The sequence below is a fragment of the Pseudomonas sp. MWU12-2020 genome (genome assembly GCF_023100605.1).
Classification (GTDB): domain Bacteria; phylum Pseudomonadota; class Gammaproteobacteria; order Pseudomonadales; family Pseudomonadaceae; genus Aquipseudomonas; species Aquipseudomonas fluorescens_H.
The window spans coordinates 1-726 of record NZ_JALMEX010000045.1 but is presented as its reverse complement, the minus strand read 5'-3'; the positions used below and the strand labels follow the sequence as shown (position 1 = coordinate 726).

The window sequence follows — 726 nt, the reverse complement described above, 5'->3', positions numbered from 1 at the left end:
TTTCCAACCGGAGTTGCCAGCATGCTCATTCAACCGTCCAGAAAAATTCCCAAGGACCTGCGTGAACCGGAAATCCCCGGCCGCACGGAACCGCAACTGCCCTCCGGCGAATGGGGCATCAACTACGCCGCCGCGCTGGGCAACTTCACAAACGGCCTGAAGGTGCACGTTCTGCCCTATGCCGATATGAAACTGGGTGACGGGATCGAGCTTGAGTTCGATGGTGCCACCGTCGACCAGCAGACCCTCACGCAAACAGCTCAATTAGGTCAACGGGTGACACTCTGGGTCGAGCCGAGACACAGCACCAACGGTTCACACACACTCGGCTATACCATAAAGCGCGCCCACCAGACCCCCGAACCCTACAAACCGCCAGTAGCGATCTATATCAAGCTCGACCTGCCCGGCGGCCAGGATCTGGACCCCGATCCCGGTCAACATTCCGAGCTGTACCAGTACATCGATCCGCGCATCATCGCCGACGGCGTGGACAAGGAAACCGCCAGAAATGGCGTGAAAATCACCATCAAGGCCAAACCCGGCAGCCTTTCGAAACGGCCCTATCCGAACTGCGCCGCAGGTGATGTGATCATCGTCAGCTGGGGTGGCGTGCGGATTCGCTCCGCACCGGTCACTCAGGCACAGGTTGACGATCCGGATGCCCATCCGATCGAGGTCAACGTCACTGAAGCGGACATCCTCCGGGCCGGGGATTCGGGCCCC

Annotated in this window: 1 pseudogene; it reads left to right on the top strand. The window is 60.1% G+C overall.

Going from position 1 to position 726, the window contains the following annotated elements:
* Positions 1–21: 21 nt before the first annotated feature.
* Positions 22–726, top strand: a pseudogene (locus tag M0814_RS28955) (hypothetical protein); the annotation flags it as partial.